General features: G+C 64.9%; 3 protein-coding genes. All 3 read right to left on the minus strand.

Annotated elements, in window-relative coordinates:
* On the minus strand, positions 1-1,137 hold a 1,137-nt coding region (locus FDW83_RS18855), incomplete at its 3' end, for a molybdopterin-dependent oxidoreductase (protein WP_171027624.1).
* A gap of 100 nt (positions 1,138-1,237) precedes the next feature.
* Positions 1,238-1,858, minus strand: a complete 621-nt coding sequence (locus FDW83_RS18860) for an MBL fold metallo-hydrolase (protein WP_138139594.1) — start codon at positions 1,856-1,858, stop codon at positions 1,238-1,240.
* Positions 1,855-2,316: zinc-binding dehydrogenase (locus FDW83_RS18865; RefSeq protein ID WP_138139595.1), on the minus strand; the 462-nt coding region annotated here is incomplete at its 5' end. The genes FDW83_RS18860 and FDW83_RS18865, both read right to left, overlap by 4 nt.

Genomic DNA, 2,316 nt, shown 5'->3' on the forward strand with positions numbered 1-2,316 from the left:
CACACCGAGGGCCCAGCAGAAAATAGACGCCTTGGAGGCAATGAGCATGCCGGCGACTTTTTCGATCTGCTCCCGCGACAGGCCGGTGGCCTTCTCGGTCTCGTCCCAGTCCAGGGCGGCGCGGGCCTGCTTGTAGGCGTCGAACCCGTCGGTCTGCGCGGCGATGAAGTCGTGGTCGACGACGGTGCCCGGGTTCTTCTTCTCGGCCTCCAGCAGCAGGTGGCCCAGGGCCTGGAACAGGGCCAGGTCACCGCCGACCTTGATCTGCAGGTACTCATCGGCTAAAGGTGTGCCGCCGCCGATGACGCCGGAGACGGTCTGCGGGTCCTTGAAGTTGAACAGCCCGGCCTCGGGCAGCGGGTTCACGGCCACCACCTTCCCGCCCTTGTCCTTGCATTCCTTCAACGCGGACAGCATGCGCGGGTGGTTAGTGCCCGGGTTCTGTCCGACCACAAAGATCAGTTCGGAATCGTGGATGTCATCCAGGGACACGGTGCCCTTGCCGATCCCGATGGTCGGGTTCAACGCCGACCCGGAGGACTCGTGGCACATGTTGGAGCAGTCGGGCAGGTTGTTGGTGCCGATGGCGCGGGCGTAGAGCTGGTACAGGAACGCGGTCTCGTTCGCGGTCCGCCCGGAGGTGTAAAAGACGCACCGGTCTGCGGTGGTGGCGCGGACGTGCTCACCGATCAGCTCAAAGGCATCAGCCCAGGAAATGGGTGAGTAGTGGGTATCGCCTTCCCGGATCACCACCGGTTCACTCAGCCGGCCCTGGTTGCCCAGCCAGTACTCCGTCTTGGTGGACAGTTCCGCGATGGAGTGCTTGGCCCAGAACTCAGCCCCCACCGTGCGCAGGGTGTTCTCCTCGGCCACGGCCTTGGCACCGTTCTCGCAGAACTCGGCGGCCTTGCGCTTCTTGTCCGACTCCGGCCACGCGCAGCCCGGGCAGTCGAAACCGCCGCGCTGGTTCAGCCGCAACAACGACTGGGCGGTGCGGGTCACGCCCGCCTGCGCCACGGCGCGTTCCAGGGCGACCATCACGGCCTTGACCCCGGCAGCCTCGGACTTGGGCTTATGAACCTCGAGGTCGTCCTCATTGATGTCCGCCACGGGTGCGGGCTGCTTACCGAACTTCATCGTTCCAATTTCCTTACCGGCTTAGGTTGTTTCGTTCGCCATGGAGGCGCGCCAGGGAATCCTGGCGCGCCTCCATGGCACACTCTGATAACTGGCTTGGCTACTGCGGAGCCTTGGCCAGCGTTTCCTGCTCCGCCGCGATGGTGGTGTTCTCGCCGTGGCCGGTGCGGACCACTGTGTCACCCGGCAGCGTCAGCAGCCGTTCGCGGATGGAGGCCAGGATGGTCGGGTAGTCGCTGTAGGACCGGCCGGTGGCACCCGGGCCGCCGTTGAACAGCGTGTCCCCGGTGAAGACCGTTCCTTCGCTTTCCAGGTAGAAACAGGTGGATCCCGGTGAGTGGCCCGGAGTATGAATGGCCTTCACTGTTGCCCCGCCCACCTGGAACTCGTCGCCGTCGGCATGCTGCCGGTGCGGCTCAAAGTCCGGGTAGACCTGCTTCCACAGGACCAGGTCCTCCGGATTCAGGTAGATCGGCGCCGCCACTGCTTCCGCGACCTCGCGGGCGGCGCCGATGTGGTCGTTGTGCGCGTGGGTCAACAAGATTGCCTTGACCCTCCGGCCTTTGACCTGGTTGATGATCGCCTTCGCATCATGCGGGGAATCGATGATCACGCACTCTTCATCGTTGCCCACGATCCAGACGTTGTTGTCCACGTCCCAGGTGCCGCCGTCGAGCGAAAACGTGCCCGAGGTGACCAGGTTCTCGATGGTGACGCTCATGCGGATGCCCTTTCCGGCTGGACTTCGACGACCGAGCCGACGTCAACAACAGAACGGAGGACCTTGCCTTCGTGCATCTTGTGGAAGGCTTCCTCCACCTGGTCGATGCTGATGCGCTCGGAGACGAAGGCGTCCAGGTCAAGGTTGCCCTGCTTGTAGTGCGAGACCAGCATCGGGAAGTCGCGGGAGGGCAGGCAGTCGCCGTACCAGGAGGACTTCAGCGACCCGCCGCGGCCAAAGACGTCCAGCAGCGGCAGTTCCAGCTGCATTTCCGGGGTCGGCACGCCCACCAGGACCACGCGCCCGGCAAGGTCGCGGGCGTAGAAGGCCTGCTTGTACGTTTCGGGACGGCCGACGGCGTCAATCACCACGTCCGCTCCGTTACCCCCGGTGAGGGCACGGATGGCCTCCACGGCGTCCTCCTGCCGGGAGTTGATCCCGTGCGTGGCGCCCAGGGA

Origin of the sequence: Pseudarthrobacter sp. NamE2 (genome assembly GCF_005796205.1) — a bacterium.
Lineage (GTDB): Bacteria > Actinomycetota > Actinomycetes > Actinomycetales > Micrococcaceae > Arthrobacter.

Coding starts and splice junctions, on each gene's coding strand:
- FDW83_RS18860 (WP_138139594.1), bottom strand. CDS start 1,858: ATGAGCGTCACCATCGAGAACCTGGTCACCTCGGGCACGTTTTCGCTC.